Source organism: Lysobacter sp. M2-1, from assembly GCF_022662495.1.
GTDB lineage: Bacteria > Pseudomonadota > Gammaproteobacteria > Xanthomonadales > Xanthomonadaceae > JAKPBU01.
Window position 1 is genome coordinate 567,140 of record NZ_JAKPBU010000001.1, and the last position, 16,608, is coordinate 583,747.

At 67.1% G+C, this 16,608-nt stretch carries 12 protein-coding genes, 2 tRNA genes and 1 riboswitch; of the genes, 10 read left to right on the forward strand and 4 right to left on the reverse strand.

Annotated features, from left to right (window positions below; translation table 11 throughout):
* The first annotated feature begins 152 nt into the window (after nt 1–152).
* The 9 genes from MC375_RS02525 to MC375_RS02560 all read left to right on the forward strand — a co-directional run bounded on the left by MC375_RS02525 (nt 153) and on the right by MC375_RS02560 (nt 11,642).
* Nucleotides 153–1,058, forward strand: coding sequence for a Ku protein (locus MC375_RS02525; RefSeq protein ID WP_242101701.1), 906 nt, complete (start codon nt 153–155; stop codon nt 1,056–1,058).
* A gap of 9 nt (nt 1,059–1,067) precedes the next feature.
* The gene (gene ligD / locus MC375_RS02530; protein WP_242101702.1) at nt 1,068–3,761 is read left to right on the forward strand and encodes a DNA ligase D; all 2,694 of its coding nucleotides are present in this window, start codon (nt 1,068–1,070) and stop codon (nt 3,759–3,761) included.
* Nucleotides 3,762–3,993: 232 nt separating this feature from the next.
* Complete coding sequence (locus MC375_RS17665) at nt 3,994–4,122, forward strand: hypothetical protein (RefSeq protein ID WP_277929274.1); 129 nt, start codon at nt 3,994–3,996, stop codon at nt 4,120–4,122.
* A 389-nt stretch (nt 4,123–4,511) separates the two neighbouring features.
* Nucleotides 4,512–4,581: transfer RNA gene (locus MC375_RS02535), tRNA-OTHER, on the forward strand.
* 1 nt (nt 4,582) lies between these two features.
* A tRNA-Ile gene (locus MC375_RS02540) sits at nt 4,583–4,650 on the forward strand.
* 369 nt (nt 4,651–5,019) lie between these two features.
* Nucleotides 5,020–6,144 (forward strand): slipin family protein, encoded by a 1,125-nt coding sequence (locus tag MC375_RS02545; RefSeq protein ID WP_242101703.1) that lies wholly within the window; start codon nt 5,020–5,022, stop codon nt 6,142–6,144.
* Between the two features lie 57 nt (nt 6,145–6,201).
* Entirely contained in the window at nt 6,202–7,425 is a 1,224-nt protein-coding gene (locus MC375_RS02550) for an RtcB family protein (RefSeq protein WP_242101704.1), read from the forward strand.
* Nucleotides 7,426–7,582: 157 nt separating this feature from the next.
* Nucleotides 7,583–7,815, forward strand: a riboswitch (cobalamin riboswitch).
* 194 nt (nt 7,816–8,009) lie between these two features.
* Nucleotides 8,010–10,436: a ribonucleoside-diphosphate reductase subunit alpha gene (locus MC375_RS02555; RefSeq protein WP_242101705.1), complete on the forward strand. Its 2,427-nt coding sequence runs from the start codon at nt 8,010–8,012 to the stop codon at nt 10,434–10,436.
* Nucleotides 10,437–10,625: 189 nt separating this feature from the next.
* Nucleotides 10,626–11,642 carry a ribonucleotide-diphosphate reductase subunit beta gene (locus MC375_RS02560; protein ID WP_242101706.1) on the forward strand — a complete coding sequence of 339 codons (1,017 nt, stop codon included), beginning with the start codon at nt 10,626–10,628 and terminating at the stop codon, nt 11,640–11,642.
* Between the two features lie 99 nt (nt 11,643–11,741).
* Here MC375_RS02560 and MC375_RS02565 read toward each other — a convergent pair whose 3' ends face one another.
* Nucleotides 11,742–12,185, reverse strand: coding sequence for a hypothetical protein (locus tag MC375_RS02565; protein WP_242101707.1), 444 nt, complete (start codon nt 12,183–12,185; stop codon nt 11,742–11,744).
* On the reverse strand, nt 12,182–12,775 hold the full coding sequence (locus tag MC375_RS02570) for a sigma-70 family RNA polymerase sigma factor (protein ID WP_242101708.1): 594 nt from the start codon (nt 12,773–12,775) through the stop codon (nt 12,182–12,184). The genes MC375_RS02565 and MC375_RS02570 overlap by 4 nt, the downstream gene beginning before the upstream one ends.
* Nucleotides 12,776–12,891: 116 nt before the next feature.
* Between MC375_RS02570 and MC375_RS02575 the strand changes: the two genes are divergently transcribed.
* Complete coding sequence (locus MC375_RS02575; protein ID WP_242101709.1) at nt 12,892–13,221, forward strand: DUF6249 domain-containing protein; 330 nt, start codon at nt 12,892–12,894, stop codon at nt 13,219–13,221.
* Between the two features lie 88 nt (nt 13,222–13,309).
* Here MC375_RS02575 and MC375_RS02580 read toward each other — a convergent pair whose 3' ends face one another.
* Complete coding sequence (locus MC375_RS02580; RefSeq protein WP_242101710.1) at nt 13,310–15,868, reverse strand: FtsX-like permease family protein; 2,559 nt, start codon at nt 15,866–15,868, stop codon at nt 13,310–13,312.
* On the reverse strand, nt 15,865–16,557 hold the full coding sequence (locus MC375_RS02585; RefSeq protein ID WP_242101711.1) for an ABC transporter ATP-binding protein: 693 nt from the start codon (nt 16,555–16,557) through the stop codon (nt 15,865–15,867). Before MC375_RS02585 ends, MC375_RS02580 begins: the two co-directional genes overlap by 4 nt.
* Between the last annotated feature and the right edge of the window lie 51 nt (nt 16,558–16,608).

Consider the following 16,608-nt stretch of genomic DNA (forward strand, 5'->3'; position numbering starts at 1 on the left):
GTTGCCTCCGCGAGCGCTGGGAACATCGCATGACAGCACGCATGGGGTGAACGGGTTGCATTGCCGCCGCCGCTCCGCCCACATGCGCAGCTAACGTCCTTGTCACGGGCGCTGCGCTGCAATTCTGGATTCGCATCCGCGTGGAGAACGCCATGGCCCGTCCGATCTGGTCCGGCACCCTGTCCTTCGGCCTGCTCAACATCCCGGTACAGCTGATGTCCGGCGAAAAGCGCACCGACCTGAGCTTCCGCATGCTCGATGCGCGCGACAAATCGCCGATCCGTTACGAGCGCGTCAATGCCGAGACCGGCGAAGAGGTGCCGTGGAAGGAAATCGTCAAGGCCTATGAATACGACAAGGGCAGCTATGTGGTCCTGGAGCAGGAGGACATCAAGTCCGCGGCGCCCGAGAGCCATGATGCGGTCGAGGTCGAAGCCTTCGTCGACGCGACCGCGATCGGCCCGCAGTACTTCGAGAAGCCCTACGTACTGGTTCCGGCCAAGAAGGCCGAAAAGGGCTACGTCCTGCTCCGCGAAACCCTGAAGAAGACCGGCAAGATCGGCATCGCGCGCGTGGTCATCCGCACCCGCGAGCATCTATGCGCGGTATTGCCGCAGGGTGACGCGCTGATGCTGATGATGATGCGCTATCCGCAGGAGCTGGTGGACGTGGACGTCTACAACATTCCTTCGGGCGCGACCGGCGACTACCGGGTGACGGCCAAGGAGCTGCAGATGGCCGAAGCCCTGATCGGCTCGATGGAAAGCGAATGGTCTCCGGGCGACTTCAAGGACGAATTCAGGAGCAGGCTGCAGAAGGTGATCGAGAAACGGGTCAAGGCCAAGGGCGGCACCGTGCGCAAGCCCGAGGAGGAGGAATCGCTGCACGCGGATGCCACCACCAATGTGGTCGACTTCATGTCCCTGCTGCAGAAGAGCATCGACGCGAAGAAGCGCACGCCAGCGACGGCGACCAAGAAGGCGCCAGGCAAGAAGGCGGCGAAAAAGGCCGCCAAGAAGGCGCCGGCCAAGAAGGCCTCGAAGCGCAAGTCGGCCTGAGGCCGGGCTGTGAGCCTGCGCGACTACGCACGCAAGCGGCGCTTCGCCGACACGCCCGAGCCGGCAGACGATGCCGGGCGCGCAGGCGGCCGCGGCAGGCACCGCCCGATCTTCGTGGTGCAGCTGCACAATGCCCGTGCGCGGCACTACGACTTCCGGCTCGAGGCCGACGGTGCGCTCAAGAGCTGGGCGGTGCCGAAAGGACCGTCGCTGCGCGCGGGAGAGAAGCGGCTCGCGGTGCAGGTCGAGGACCATCCCCTGTCCTACGCCGGCTTCGAAGGCGAGATCCCGGAAGGCAACTACGGCGCCGGACACGTACTCGTGTTCGATCAGGGCGTGTGGGCCTGCGAAGGCGATCCGCTGGAAGGCATCGCCGCGGGCAAGCTCGACTTCAGCCTGCATGGGTCCAAGCTGCGCGGTCAGTGGAAGCTGGTGCGCACCGGCATGCGCGGCGGACGCGGCGATGGCAAGCCGCAGTGGCTGCTGATCAAGCGCAACGACGAATACGCGGCGGATGTGGAGGCCGACGATCTGGTGGAGGTCGAGCCGGGTCCGGAATCCTCGGCCGCGACCCGGCGGGTATGGGACTCCATCGAAGGCGAGCTGGTGGTGCCGAAGACGGCTGCAAAGCCGCACGCCACAAGCAGCCGTGCGACCACCAAGGCCCCGCCGAAGAATGCGCGCCGCAAGCCCCGCCGCAGCGACGCGACCTGGAAAAAACGCGCGCTCGCGCTGGAGGGCGCCAAGCCGCGTCCCTTCCCCCCCGGCTTCAAGCCCGAACTGGCCACGCTGCGCGAACACGCGCCCCGCGGCGACGACTGGCTGCACGAAGTCAAGTGGGACGGTTACCGCATGCTCGCCGATCTGGTCGACGGCAAGGTCAAGCTGCGCTCGCGCAACGACCTAGACTGGACGCCGGATTTCCCCGAGATCGTCGAAGCCATCGAGGCGCTGCCGGTCTCGGATGCACGCCTGGATGGCGAACTGGTGGCACTGGGCCCGGAAGGCGTGAGCGACTTCGCCCTGCTGCAGCGCACGCTGCAGGGCCGGTCCAACGCCTCGCTGCGCTACATGCTGTTCGACATGCCGGGCATTGCCGGCGTGGACCTGTCGCACGCAGCGCTCGTGGACCGCAAGGCGCTGCTCGAATCGCTGCTCGAACAGGCGGGCGGCGAAGCGCTGGCCTATAGCAGCCACGTGCTGGGTCACGGCGAAGAGGTGTTCGCGGCCAGCGCCACCCAGGGGCTGGAAGGCATCATCGCCAAGCGCCTCGATGCGCCGTATTCGCAAACGCGCAATGCGCAGTGGGTGAAGGTCAAGCACGCACAGGGCGACGAGTTCGTGGTGGTGGGCTATACCGCGCCGCGCGGTGCGCGCACCGCCTTCGGTGCGTTGCTGATGGCGGTGCCGGATCAGGACGGGCTGCGCTATGTCGGCCGGGTCGGCACCGGCTACAACGACGAGACCCTGCGCGCGTTGCACGCGAAGCTGCAGCCGCTGCGGCGCAAGACCGCGACGGTGGAGCTTCCCGATCACCTGCCGCACGACAAGCGCGACCGCGGCAATATCCACTGGGTGCGACCGCAGCTGGTCGTCGAAGTCGCCTATCGCGGCTGGGGCAAGGACGGCCTGCTACGCCAGGCCAGCTTCCAGCGCATCCGCATCGACAAGACCGTGGAGGACCTGATGGCGACTGCGAAGGCAAGCAAGCCCACGAAGAAAGCAACGAAAAAAGCGGCCGTCGCCCGATCCAGGCAAGCTGCCGCTCCTGTGAAGGCCGCGAAGGCCGCGAAAGCCGCGAAACCGGCGTCGAAACCCGCTGCGCGCCGTGCCGGAGCTTCGCCACAGGTCCAGATCAGCAGTCGCGACCGGGTCGTGTTCCCCGATGCCGGCATCACCAAGGGCGAAGTAGCCGACTATTACACCGCGATCGCCGGGCGCATCCTTCCGGATCTCGCGAACCGGCCGCTGTCGATCGTACGTTGCCCCGATGGCGCCACGGGTACCTGCTTTTTCCAGAAACACCATGCAGACACGCTGGGGCCGCATGTGCACGCGATCAGGCTCAAGGAGAAGAGCGGCGCCGACGATTACCTGTATATCGATGATGCCGACGGCCTGCTCGAACTGGTGCAGATGAACGTGCTGGAGTTCCATCCCTGGGGCGCGCACGTGGACAAACCCGAGCAGCCGGACACGATGGTGTTCGACCTGGACCCCGGGCCCGGAATCGAATGGAAGCAAGTCGTTGCGGCGGCGCGCGATGTACGCGCGCGATTGGAAGACGCAGGACTGCAAAGCTTCGTGCGGCTGACCGGCGGCAAGGGTTTGCACGTGGTCGTGCCGATCCGGCGCGGCCCGACGTGGGATGCGGTCAAGGATTTCACCGGCGCGTTCGCCGAGGCCATGGCCACGCACAAGCCGCTGCACTACGTCGCCACCATGAGCAAGGCCAAGCGCAACGACCGGATCTTCATCGACTGGCTGCGCAACGGCCGCGGGGCCACCAGCGTGTGCGGCTGGTCGCTGCGCGCGCGCGCCGGCGCCCCGGTCGCCGTGCCGATCCGCTGGGAGGAGCTCGGGCGTGTCGGCGCACCACCCGCCTTCGGCCTGCACAAAGCGCTCAGGCGCGCGAAGACGTTGAAGCAGGATCCATGGGAGGACTACTTCGCCTGCAAGCAGGCATTGCCCAAGCTGCGCTGAAGCCCGCATCCGTCGCGCCCAAGACTGTTCGTGCGCCTCGCCCGTTGCGGACTGCGCGCGCTTCCTCCCGATCTCGCCCGCATTCCGACCGACGACGCGTGCATCTCGTGATCGCGACCGTTCGTCGGCATCGAGGCATTCTTCGCAGGAACAGGTTGCATAACGATTTGCGCGAGCGTATCGTGCGCGCCCTTCGTCCTTGCGACGACGTGTACAACACACACCTAGAGCCATGACGCATTCCTTCCACATCGCAAACCTGCTCGATCTGCGGCGCGCACGCCGCGGCCTGGCAGCGCGCGTGCCCGCGTATCGCCCGACCGTCGGCGATCGCAAGGAACTGCGGCCCACCATCAGCTGATCTTTCGCCTACGGAAGATCGGCACCCGATCTTCCGAGGACACGCGAACGCCCTCGGATCCTGTCCGGGGGCTTTTTTTGCGCGTTCGCGAATGGAGTTGGTTCAAGAAATCTGCCGACACGATCCGCATCCCAGGCATCCGGGCATCGACTGCCCGCAGGAAGGGATTTCCGCTGTGAGGCGCTGCTGCTGCATGCAGCATGAGGCGCTGTGCCCCGATGCCGGGCACGGGCGGCGGGCGGGTTCGCGTCGGCGACGGAATTGACGCCGGTTTGGCGTCAATACGAAGCATCGTTCGAATGGCTTCCAGCGGCTCGGGCTCGCACGCCCGGCCGGTGCGCGCGGCGCTGCCGTGGCGTATGCCCGAAGCCGGGAGAGATGTTTCGAGCGGACGAAAGCTCAGAGGTTGAGCAGCGGCGCGAGCCGTTGGCCGCCGGTTCGAATCCGGCTCGTCCACCACTGGATAGCTCAGAGGGTTAGAGCATCGGTCTCATAAACCGACTGTCGCGGGTTCGACTCCCGCTCCAACAACGACCTGTCACGTCGTTAACCGGGCGCAAGCCCACACCAGGAAACGCCCCGTGCGGCGTTTCGCCAGGCGTCGCGCTTCGGTGTGGTGCGCAACGGAACGCCGCAGCGGTGATATCGCCGGGCCCGCGCCCTCGAGGCAAGCCGGCGGTCGCAGGACACGCGAAAGCGGCAGCAGCAATGCCGCGGATGCGTCGAACGCGATCGCCGCCCTGCGGACAGCACGCCGGCTCCGCGGTATCCACGTCAGGGGCGCTTCCACCCATTCCTTTGCCCGCTTCGACTTTGGAGCGTGCACCGCGAGACCCGATCCATCGCGCGCATTACCAAGCGGATCGGACCACCAGAGCCAACCAAGGAGAACTTCCAATGTTCTGGACCAAGAGGGTCGTGATCGGTGACGGCGAGCGCGGCCTGGTGTATCGCAACCGTCAATTCGCAGGCGTGCTCGCGCCGGGCGTGTACCGCTGGTTCGACCCGTTCAAGCGGGTCGAGGTGACAATGCACGGCATTGCCAAGGCGGAATACGCCGGCAGCGATGCCGATGCGCTGATCGCCGCACTGGGCGAGAGGCTCGGCGAGAGCTTCGTGCTGGCCAACCTCGGCATGGATGAAGTCGGTCTGGTGCTGAAGAACGGCAAGCTCGAGGACGTGCTCGCTCCGGGGTCGCGCAAGCTGTACTGGAAGGGCCCGGTGGCCGTCGACGTGCAGACCGCGTCGCTCGCGAACGGTCTCGAGGTCGAGGCCGCCGTGGTCAAGCGTCTGCGTCAGCTCGGCGTGCTCGAGCGCATCACCGTGTCGCTGGTCGTGCCCGAGGAGAATGCGGGCCTGCTGTTCATCGACGGAAAGCTGGTGCGCACTCTGGCACCGGGCGCCTATGCCTTCTGGAACTTCCAGAAGAACGTCGGCGTGGAGCTGGTCGAGCTGCGCGTGCAGTCGATGGAAGTCTCGGGCCAGGAGCTGTTGACCCGCGACAAGGTCAGCCTGCGCGTGAACCTCGCAGCGAGCATCCGGGTCGCCGATCCGGTGGCCGCGCGCACCAAGGTCGCCAAGTACGGCGACTACGTGTACCGCGAGCTGCAGTACGGCCTGCGTAAGGCGATTTCCGCCAAGACGCTGGACGAGCTGCTCGGCGACAAGGCTTCGCTCGACGCCGACATCTTCGGCTACGTGCGCGGCCGCGTGAACGACCTCGGTGTCGACGTGCTCGGCGTCGGCGTCAAGGACGTGATCCTGCCGGGTGAGATGAAGGACATCCTCAACAGCGTCGTGCAGGCGGAGAAGGCGGCCCAGGCCAACGTGATCCGTCGTCGCGAAGAGGCGAACGCCACGCGTTCGTTGCTGAACACGGCGAAGCTGATCGAGGAGAGCCCGGTGCTCATGCGTTTGAAGGAGCTGGAGGCTCTGGAGAAGGTCACCGAGAAGATCGACAAGTTGACCGTGTTCGGCGGCCTGGACGGCGTCATGAAGCAGCTGGTCAGCTTGAAGCAGTAATCTTCGCGTGGCGAACGGATTCGCCGCGCGGAGTCTTATCCTAAGAAGGGATTCCACATGAGTACGCAACAGACCTACGAGTTTCTCCATTCGGAGCACGCGACCACGCCGATAAAGGGCTGGGTGCACGGCGTGCCGGTAGAGGACAAGGCGCGGCAGCAGCTGCGCAACATCGCCACGCTGCCGTTCGTCGGTCCGTGGGTCGCGGTGATGCCGGACGTGCACCTGGGCATCGGTGCCACGGTCGGTTCGGTCGTGCCGACCAGAGGTGCGATCATCCCGGCCGCGGTCGGCGTCGACATCGGCTGCGGCATGGCCGCGGTGCGGACCACGCTTACGGCGAACGACCTGCCCGACGACCTGGCGCTGCTGCGTAGCTCCATCGAGCGCAGCATCCCGGTCGGCAACGGCCCGGGCGGCGACCACCGCCGGATTCCCGACAGCGTCGAAACGAAGCTGGCGCAGTCGGACCTGATGGTGCGACTCGCGGCGATCCGCGACAAGCACCCGAAGATCCGCCCGGACAAGGTCGACAGGCAAATCGGCACGCTCGGCGGCGGCAACCACTTCATTGAGATCTGTCTCGACGAGGCCGATCGAGTGTGGGTGATGCTGCACTCGGGCTCGCGCGGCACCGGCAACCTGGTCGGCACCTACTTCATCGAGCTGGCGCGTCGCCAGCTGGAGAAGCGCGTGCTCGGCTTCCATCTGCCGGACAAGGACCTCGCGTTCTTCCTCGAAGGCGAGCCGCTGTTCGACGACTACGTCGCTGCGGTGTCGTGGGCGCAGGACTACGCGCGGGCCAACCGCGAGGCGATGATGGCGCGGGTGCTGCACGAGATGCGCCATCGCCTGCCGAAGTTCCAGCTCGACAGGGAGGCGGTCAACTGCCATCACAACTACGTCCAGCGCGAGAACCACTTCGGGCAGTCGCTGCTGGTGACCCGCAAGGGCGCGGTCAGCGCGCGCGAGGGCGAACTCGGGATCATCCCGGGCAGCATGGGCGCACGCAGTTACATCGTGCGCGGCAAGGGCAACGCGGACAGCTTCCACAGCTGCAGCCACGGCGCCGGCCGCGTGATGAGCCGAACCGCCGCGCGCGCGCAGATCACGCTGAAGCAGCACCGCGAGGCCACCGCCCATGTCGAATGCCGCAAGGACGCGGGCGTGATCGACGAATCGCCGGCCGCCTACAAGGACATCGACGCGGTGATGGCGGCGCAGCGCGACCTGGTGGACGTGGTGCATACCTTGCGACAGGTGGTGTGCATCAAGGGTTGATTGCATCGACCACGCATGGCTTGGGCCGCCCGGAGACGGGCGGCTTTTTTCGGCGCGCAACGAGCGATGGAATCGACCCGCCCGGCATGGTGTTGTCAGCGGCTGACCACTCTGCAACCCAGATCCACGATCTTGTGTTGACGGAACCATACAACCCCATTATCTTGGGTTCGTCGGTTTCGGTGGCCTGCAAGTCGCCGGATGAAAAGGGAAGCCGGTGACGCCGTCGTCAGCGACGTTGGCCATTCCGGCACTGCCCCGCAGCGGTAACTGGGAACGAACCCGCCATGAGCACTGGGGCAACACGCCCCGGGAAGCGGCGGACTAGGAGGAAGCCCGAGGCTTCCGCGCCCATGAGTCCGAAGACCTGCCGACAGCCGCGCGATGCACGCCGCGCGGTGCCGGCCGCGGAATCTCCGGGGGGAGATGGCTGGTGGAGCACGCCGGCCGCAGCCCCCCTGCGCAGTCCCGGTTGTTGCGACGCCGCTGTCCGACCTTGTCGTTTCCGATGCCATCCGCGCCTGCGAGGGACAGGTCCGGACCCGTGCATCCCGCATGGAGACGACCCGATGCCTCATACCGGCATGCCCCAGACCAACGCAGCCGTGGCCGATGCCGTGGTTGATTCCGAATTTCTGCTCACCCCTCCGCCCACCGCCACCACGATGCGCGTGACCAAGCGCAACGGCGCCAGCGAGGCCGTGGACCTCAACAAGATCGTGCGCGCGGTCACCCGCGCTGCCGACGGCCTGCACGCGGTCGAGCCGATGCGCGTGGCCACGCGCACGATTTCCGGCCTGTACGACGGCGCCACCACGCGCGAACTGGATGAACTGTCGATCCGCACCGCGGCGCTGTTGACCGGCGAGGAACCCGAATATGGCCGCCTGGCCGCGCGCCTGCTCGCCGCAGTGATCGCCAAGGAAGTCTCAGGCCAGGAAATCCACGCCTTCTCGCAGTCGATCGCGCGCGGCCACGAAGTAGGTCTGATCAACGACCGCCTGCTCGGCTTCGTCCAGGCCAACGCGCGCAAGCTCAACGATGCGATCGACGTATCGCTGGACCGGCACTTCGACTACTTCGGCCTGCGCACCCTGTACGACCGCTACCTGTTGCGCCATCCGCATACGCGCAAGGTGGTCGAGACCCCGCAGCAGTTCTTCCTGCGCATCGCCTGCGCGCTGAGCGAAGACGTACCCGAGGCGCTGGCGCTATACCAGCGCATGGGCAACCTGGACTACCTGCCCAGCTCGCCCACGCTGTTCAACAGCGGGACCACGCACGAGCAGCTGTCCAGCTGCTTTCTGCTCGATTCGCCGCAGGATTCGCTGGAATCGATCTACCAGAAGTACGGCGACATCGCGCAACTGTCCAAGTTCAGCGGCGGCATCGGCGTCAGCTACACCCGCGTGCGTTCGCGTGGCTCGCTGATCAGGTCCACCAACGGCCACTCCAACGGCATCGTGCCGTGGCTGAAGACGCTCGACTCCTCGGTCGCGGCGGTCAACCAGGGCGGCAAGCGCAAGGGCGCGGCCTGCGTCTACCTGGAGCCCTGGCACGCCGACGTGGAGGAATTCCTGGAACTGCGCGACAACACCGGCGACGAGGCGCGGCGCACCCACAACCTCAACCTCGCAAACTGGGTGCCGGACCTGTTCATGCGGCGCGTGGAAGCCGACGCGGAATGGTCGCTGTTCGATCCGCGCGTGGTGCCGGAGTTGGTCGATCTGTTCGGAGCGGATTTCGAACGCGCCTACGAGCAGGCCGAAACGCAGGGCAAGGCGGTCAAATCGATCAGGGCGCGCGAACTCTACGCACGGATGATGCGCACCCTGGCCCAGACCGGCAACGGCTGGATGACCTTCAAGGACAAGTGCAACCGCGCCAGTAATCAGACCGCCAAACCCGGCAACGTGATCCATCTGTCGAACCTGTGCACCGAGATCCTGGAAGTCACCTCGGCAGAGGAAACCGCGGTCTGCAACCTGGGATCGATCAACCTCTCGCGGCATTTCGACGCGGACGGCCCCGCTGGGACGAGCGTGTTCGATTTCGACAAGCTGGGCGAGACCGTGCAACTAGCGATCCGCCAGCTCGACCGCGTGATCGACCTGAACTTCTATCCGATCGAGTCGGCGCGCCGCGGCAACCTGCGCTGGCGTCCGGTCGGACTGGGCGTGATGGGCCTGCAGGACGTGTTCTTCAGGCTGCGCCTGCCCTTCGATAGCGAGGCCGCACGCAGGCTGTCCGCACGCATCGCCGAAGAGATCTACTTCCATGCGCTGGATGCATCCAACGAGTTGGCGATCGAACGCGGCAGGCATCCGGGCTTCGCCGAGACCCGCGCCGCGACCGGCGAGCTGCAGTTCGACGCCTGGGGCGTGGTGCCGGAGAACGCCACCCGCTGGGACGGCCTGCGCGCGCGCATCCAGGAACACGGCCTGCGCAACTCGCTGCTGGTCGCCATCGCACCCACCGCGACCATCGCCTCGATCGCCGGTTGCTACGAATGCGTCGAGCCGCAGACCAGCAACCTGTTCAAGCGCGAGACGCTGTCGGGCGACTTCCTGCAGGTCAACCGCTACCTGGTGGCCGAACTCAAGCAGCTCGGACTGTGGACCGCGGAGATGCGCGATGCCATCAAGCACGCCGAAGGCTCGATCCAGGCCATCACGCGAATCCCGCAGGCACTGCGCGAGGTGTACCGCACCACTTGGGAAATCCCGATGCGCGCGCTGATCGACATGGCCGCCGGCCGCGGTGCGTACATCGACCAGTCGGCCTCGCTCAACCTGTTCATGGAAAATCCGAGCATCGGCGCGCTGTCGTCGATGTACATGTACGCGTGGAAGCAGGGAATCAAGACCACCTATTACCTGCGCTCGCGCCCGGCGACCAGGATCGCCAAGGCCACGGTGGCGGACGGCCCGCAGCCAAAGGTGGAACTTTCCCTCACTGACGCCGTTGCATGTTCGCTGGAAAACCCCGAGTCCTGCGAGGCCTGCCAGTAGCGAAGAAAGAGCCCCGCTCCTCTCGGGAGAGGGGTTGGGGGTGCGGGTTCGGCGGAGCGAAATGCACTGCCACACCTCGAACCCTTCGACGAACAGGCGGCCGGAAGCTTCATCGCTCTGCCGAACCCTCATCCGCCCTTCGGGCACCTTCTCCCGAAGGGAGAAGGGACATCACAAAGCGAGACGACAATGTCCACGCACCATCAGTCCCTGCTCGATCCCGGCTTCGAACTCACCCTGCGCCCGATGCGCTATCCGCAGTTCTACGAGATGTACCGCAACGCCATCCGCAACACCTGGACGGTGGAGGAAGTGGATTTCTCGCTGGATACCAACGACCTCAAGCACAAGTTCGGGCCGGCCGAGCGCCATCTGGTCGAACGGCTGGTGGCGTTTTTCGCCACCGGCGACTCGATCGTGGCCAACAATCTGGTGCTCAACCTGTACCAGCACATCAATGCGCCCGAGGCGCGCATGTACCTGTCGCGGCAGCTGTACGAGGAAGCGCTGCACGTGCAGTTCTACCTGACCTTGCTCGATACCTACCTGCCCGACCCGAACGAACGCGCCAGGGCCTTCGCCGCGGTCGACAACATTCCTTCCATCCGCAGGAAGGCCGGGTTCTGCTTCAAGTGGATCGATTCGCTGCAGGGCCTGCAGCGGATCGAAACCCGTGAGCAGCGGCAGCAGTTCCTGCTCAACCTGATCTGCTTCGCCTGCTGCATCGAAGGCCTGTTCTTCTTCGGCGCCTTCGCCTACGTCTACTACCTGCGCTCGCGAGGGCTGCTCCACGGCCTGGCCTCGGGCACCAATTGGGTGTTCCGCGACGAAAGCGCGCATATGGCCTTCGCCTTCGAGGTGATCCGCACCGTGCGCGAGGAGGAGCCGGACCTGTTCGACGACGAGCTGCGCACACGGGTGGTGCAGATGATGGGCGAGGCGGTCGAATGCGAGTATGCCTTCGCCGAGGACACCCTGTCCGGCGGCGTGGCGGGCCTGTCGCTCAAGGACATGCGCGAATACCTGCAGTACTGCGCCGATCAGCGGATGGCGCAGCTGGGTATGCCGAAGCATTTCGGCTCGCGCAACCCGTTCCCGTTCATGGATCTGCAGGATGTGCAGGAACTGACCAACTTTTTCGAGCGGCGGGTGTCGGCCTACCAGGTCGGCGTGCAGGGCGAGGTCGGGTTCGACCACGCGTTCTGATAGGCGCGGCCGACCGGGACGCCGCTGCCCGAAGCCCGCGACCTCACGGCAGCGAGGGTCCCCCGCAAGTCGCAACCCGCATCGGGTCGCCAGATGCGGCTATGGCTGCTTGGAAAAGCGCCAGCGACGCAGGCCGTCCATAGCCCAGGTGAGCGCGACGCAGGCGACCGCCGTGGCGACCCAGCCGCTTGCGCCCGTGCCGAAGGCATCGAGTGCGGCCAGCCAGTCGCGCCCGAACAACACCACGACCACCAGCGCGCCCAGTGCCATCACCGCGATCAGCGCGCGCACCAGGGCCTGCTCCAGGCGCGTGTCGAGCCGGGCGGCGCGCAGGCCGCGTTCGGCCAGCGCGGCCACGGTGTAGGCGAAATTGCTGGGAAGGCGGTCGGGCTGCGGTTGGCGAAGGGCGCGCGCCACCCGGCGGTATGCGGCGACGTCCGGATCGCCCGCAAGCTCGCTCCGTTCATCGCGCAGCGCACGTTCCTGCAGCTGCCATTCGCGTTCGAAGGCGTCGGTGCCCGGTCGGGGATGCTTGGCGTTCATGCGGCGGCTCCTACTTCGGCCAGACCCATCCGCGGCGCGAGCAGATCGCGCAACAGCTTGCGGCTGCGGAACAGGTGGCTCTTGATGGTGTTCTCGGGCAGTTCGGTGATGCGTGAAATCTCGCCGATCGGCAGTTCTTCCAGGTGGTACAGCGTGAGCAGCGTGCGCTGCAGCGGCGGCAGGGTTTCGATCGCGGCATGCAGGTGCTGGTCGATCTCGGCGCCGGCGACGCTGGTCTCCAGATCGAAATCGTCGGCCACGCTCTCGGCCAGCGACGGCCCATCGGCGGGCGATTCGGCGATCGGCACCCGCTTGCGTTCCAGGTGCCGCTTCGCCATCGAATAGGCCACCTGCCCGATCCAGCCGCTCAATGCCCGTTCGCCGCGGTACTGGTGCAGGCACTGGTGCACGCGCAGGAAGGTTTCCTGGCACAGGTCGCGGGCATCCTCCGGGTTGCGGACCATGCGCTGGACGATATGCCAGCACAGACCCTGATACTGGCGCACGAGGCGTTCGAACGCGCCCGGGGCGTTGCCCAGCACGGCCGCGACCAGGGCGCGGTCTTCCTCGATGGTGGTGGCTGCACTCACAGCGGCAGGGATACGCCTGTGGGGCGCCCGGTTGCAAGCCCGATGCGACGGAGGCCCTGCAACCGCCGACGAACCCGCCGTATCTCTGTCACCGAACCCCAACCACGGCCACCGCCATGAACCTCGAATTCCTGATCCCCATCGTGCTGTTCGTCTGCATTACCTACGCCATCAAGGCGGTGGTCGACGCCCGCGTCCGCCGCCAGATGGTCGAATCCAACGGCTCCCAGGAGCTGGTCCGTTCGATCGTCGAGAGCGAGGAAGCCCGCCGCCGCCACGGCTCGCTGCGCTGGGGCGTGGTGCTGGTGGCGCTGGGCATCGGCTTCACCGCGATCTCGGCCCAGGGTCTGGACCACATCACCCCGGCGACCTTGGCGATCCTGCTGATCGCGACCGGCCTGGGCAACCTGGCCTACTTCCTGCTGGCGCGGAAGCTGGCGGCCTGAAACGCACAACCTGGCGGGCGGATGGCACTTCGGTCCTGTCTGCCCAGTGCCGCAAAAGAACCATGACGTTCCGATCGCATCAGGCCATTCAATCCAGCGTCCGCAGGGTCACCGCCGGCGGCGTGTCCAGCACGCGCCGGGTGACCCAGAGCCCGGCAACCAGCGCCGCGAGCATGCCCAGCCCGCCGCCGGCCAACGCCAGCTGCCAGTTCGGCTCCCACGGCAGGTCGAACACGCGAATGGCGACCACACCCGACAGCACCGAGGCGGCGACCGCGGCGACCAGGCCCGACAGCAGGCCGATCGCCGCGAACTCCGAGGCCTGGGCCAGGCGCAGCTGCCGGCGGCTACCACCGAGCACGCGCATCACGCCGGCCTCGAGCAGGCGTTCGTCCTGGCTGGCGCTCACCGCGGCCAGCAGCACCAGCACCCCCGCGGCGAACGAGAACCAAAACACCACCTGCACCACCTTCGAGACCTGGTCTCCGGTGGCGCGCACCTGCTTGAGCACCGCGTCCACGTCGATCACCGACAGGTTCGGAAAACGCTGCACCAGCTCGGCGGTGAAGCGTGGCCTGGTGTCCGGCACGCTGACCGCGGTGATGTAGCTGGCCGGATAACCGGCCAGCGCGCCGGGCGAGGCCAGGACGAAGAAGTTCGGGCGGAAGCTCTCCCATTCCACGCTGCGCAGACTGGTGATCGTGCCGCTCAGTGTCTGCCCGGCGACATCGAAGCCGATGCGGTCCCCGAGCTTCCAGCCCAGCGATTCGGCGAAGCGCTCTTCCACCGAAAACTCGGTGCGCGCCGGCGTCCCGGACCAGAACCGGCCGGCGACAACCTTGTTGTCATCGCGCAGCGTAGGCGCCGAAGACAGATTGAACTCGCGCGCGGCGCGCCGGCGCGCCTGGCGCGCGGCATCGGCGTCCTCGCCCCTGTCCTCGCCCCGGTCATAGTCCGCACCCGAAGTGGGCCGGCCGTTGCGCGCCACCCGGCGCGCACGCACCATCGGAACCAGGGCGGGTTCGCCCACGTCTTGTTGCGCGATGAAGGCGCGGACCGCCTGCACCTGGTCCTGCTGCACGTTGATGATGAAGCGGTTGGGCGCGTTCTCCGCCAGCTGCAGCTGCCAGCGATCGAGCAGATCTGTGCGCACGAAGGTCAACAGCAGCAATGCCATCAGCCCGAGTCCGAACGCGGACACCTGCGCGATGCTGGTGCCGGCACGGCGGCTGACGTTGGCCAGGCCGTAGCGCAGGCTGCCGCGCAGGCGCGAGCGCACACGCCGCACGACCAGGATCAGTGCCCATGCCAGCAGCGCCAGCACGGCCAGCGTCGCAGCGATGCCCAGCAGCATCGCGCCGCCCAGCACCGCCGAACCGGCCTTCCACCACAGCAGGGCGGCCAGTCCGGCGAAGCCGGCGATCGCCACGACCCACGCGCTGGGCTCGGTCGGGTCCAGGTCGCGCCGCAACACGCGTAGCGCGGGCACGCGTCGCAGCGCAAGCACGGGCGGCGCACCGAAGGCGAGCAGCACCACCAGGCCGACGCCGTATCCCTGCAACGCCGGCCAGATCGAGGCTGGTGGGATCGAGAGCTGCAATTCCTGCGCCAGCCACGCCCCGACCGCCCATTGCAGGCCGAAGGCGATGGCAACGCCAATCGTGCAGGCGATCAGGCCGAGCAACAGCAGTTCGCCGACGTGCAGGGCCACCAACGTGCTTTGCACGGCGCCAAGGCAGCGCATCACCGCGACGCCGGAAAGATGGCGCTCGCTGTGGCGGCGCGCCGCCATCGCCACCGCGACCGCCGCCAGGATCACCGATACCAGCGCCGCGAGTCCAAGGAAGCGTCCGGCACGATCGAGCGCCGAACGCAGCTCAGGCCGGCTTTCGCCGATGGTCTCGAGCCGCTGCCCGCGCCCGAGGTTGGCGCGTGCGGTCGCGACGAAGCGCTCGACCGCCGCTGCCTGTCCGGCGACGACCAGCCGGTAGTGCACGCGGCTGCCTTCCTGCACCAGGCCGGTGCTGGCGAGGTCGGCCAGGTTGAGGAAAACCTTGGGCGCGACATTGAAGTAATCGAAACCTGCGCCGGGTTCCTGCGTCACCAGCGCGACCAGCCGCAGCGAGGCATCGCCCAGCAGCACGGTATCGCCCGGCTTCGCGCCCAGCGTGTCGGCGCCGGTGCGGCTCATCCACACGGTGCCGGGCTGCGGGATCGCATCGGCGGCGCGCGTACCGCCGTCGACCTCGACAGTGAAACTGCCGCGCAGTGGATATCCAGCCCCGAGCGCCTGCAGCTCGCCCAGCCGCAGCGAGGCTCCATCGCTCGCGCGCGGCGACCCACTGCCTGCGACGCGCACCATGCTGTCGAGTTCAACCGTCTCGGCGCTGCGCAATCCCGGCACGTTCGCGGCCGCGCGCGCCGCACCGGCGATCGGCGCGTCCGCACGCAGCACCGCGTCGCCTCCCAGCAGTTTGTTCGCCTCGATCCCGAGCGCGCGTTCGGCACGATCGGTGACGAAGCCCACGGCCGTGACCGCAACCACTGCCAGCACCAGGGCCGCGGCCAGGATCCGGATGTCGCCTGCGGCCAGGTCGCGGCGCAGCTGCCGCCAGGCCAGGGCCAAGGTGCCGATACGCCGGCTCATGCGGCCTGTGCCGTGTCCGCCACCAGACGGCCGCCGTCCAGGCGCAGGGTGCGATGGCAGCGCTCGGCCAGGTGCTCGTCATGGGTAACCAGGACCAGGGTCGTGCCCGCCTGGCGGTTCATGTCGAACAACAGTTCGATGATCCCTTGCCCGGTGCGGGTGTCGAGATTGCCGGTGGGTTCGTCGGCGAACAGCAGCGAAGGCCGGGTGACGAAGGCCCGCGCCAGGGCGACGCGCTGCTGCTCGCCGCCCGACAACTGCCGCGGATAATGACCCAGGCGCTCGCCCAGGCCGACCTGCTGCAGCATGCTCCGCGCCGGCGGTTCGGCATCGCCGTCGCCGCGCAGTTCCAGCGGCAGCATCACGTTCTCCAGCGCGGTCAGTGAGGGCAGCAGCTGGAAACTCTGGAACACGAAGCCCACCTTTTCGCCGCGCACGCGGGCACGGCCGTCTTCATCGAGCTGCGAAAGCGGCTCGCCCGCCAGCACCACCGAACCGCTGCTGGGCGTGTCCAACCCGGCAAGCAGCGAAAGCAACGTGCTCTTGCCCGAACCCGACGGACCGACGATGGCGATGCTGTCGCCCTGGTCGATGCGGAACGACATGCCATCGAGGATCACGAGTTCGCCTGCAGGCATCGGCACACGCTTGCCCAGTCGGTCGGCCTGCAACGCTGTCGTTTCGGTCATGGAAGCTGGCATCCTAGTTCTGGACCTGTCTGCTGGCGGAGCGGCACAACG

What these genes read in the sequence shown, in the direction of transcription:
- MC375_RS02525 (WP_242101701.1), top strand. Translation starts at nt 153, where the DNA reads ATGGCCCGTCCGATCTGGTCCGGCACCCTGTCCTTCGGCCTGCTCAAC.
- MC375_RS17665 (WP_277929274.1), top strand. Translation starts at nt 3,994, where the DNA reads ATGACGCATTCCTTCCACATCGCAAACCTGCTCGATCTGCGGCGCGCA.
- MC375_RS02545 (WP_242101703.1), top strand. Translation starts at nt 5,020, where the DNA reads ATGTTCTGGACCAAGAGGGTCGTGATCGGTGACGGCGAGCGCGGCCTG.
- MC375_RS02550 (WP_242101704.1), top strand. Translation starts at nt 6,202, where the DNA reads ATGAGTACGCAACAGACCTACGAGTTTCTCCATTCGGAGCACGCGACC.
- MC375_RS02555 (WP_242101705.1), top strand. Translation starts at nt 8,010, where the DNA reads ATGCCCCAGACCAACGCAGCCGTGGCCGATGCCGTGGTTGATTCCGAA.
- MC375_RS02560 (WP_242101706.1), top strand. Translation starts at nt 10,626, where the DNA reads ATGTCCACGCACCATCAGTCCCTGCTCGATCCCGGCTTCGAACTCACC.
- MC375_RS02565 (WP_242101707.1), bottom strand. Translation starts at nt 12,185, where the DNA reads ATGAACGCCAAGCATCCCCGACCGGGCACCGACGCCTTCGAACGCGAA.
- MC375_RS02575 (WP_242101709.1), top strand. Translation starts at nt 12,892, where the DNA reads ATGAACCTCGAATTCCTGATCCCCATCGTGCTGTTCGTCTGCATTACC.
- MC375_RS02580 (WP_242101710.1), bottom strand. Translation starts at nt 15,868, where the DNA reads ATGAGCCGGCGTATCGGCACCTTGGCCCTGGCCTGGCGGCAGCTGCGC.
- MC375_RS02585 (WP_242101711.1), bottom strand. Translation starts at nt 16,557, where the DNA reads ATGACCGAAACGACAGCGTTGCAGGCCGACCGACTGGGCAAGCGTGTG.